This window comes from Pseudomonas sp. SIMBA_067 (assembly GCF_046534675.1).
GTDB lineage: Bacteria > Pseudomonadota > Gammaproteobacteria > Pseudomonadales > Pseudomonadaceae > Aquipseudomonas > Aquipseudomonas putida.
The window spans coordinates 1-237 of sequence record NZ_JAWRYH010001322.1; the positions used below are offsets into that span (position 1 = coordinate 1).

Annotated in this window: 1 pseudogene; it reads right to left on the minus strand. The window is 54.0% G+C overall.

Annotation, left to right across the window (positions count from 1 at the left end):
• Positions 1-237, minus strand: a pseudogene (locus SB765_RS33620) (transporter); the annotation flags it as partial.

The following is a 237-nucleotide window of genomic DNA, read 5'->3' on the forward strand; positions in this document are numbered from 1 at the left end:
GCACATCACCTTTGTTCAGCATGATACTGTCATCGATCGGCATCTCAATCTGACTGCGTATCACCCGGTTCAGGAAGCAGCCGTGATCGGTGAGGTTTAACTTGCTGAGGCGTTTGTTTACCGCATTGTGGTTTTTCACCACGATCTCTTCAGTGACGATGCGCATATCCAGCAGGTCGCGGTCAAAGACCTCTTTGCCGTTGCGGAAGCTGGGGTCGAGCCGGGCGTGAGCATCGG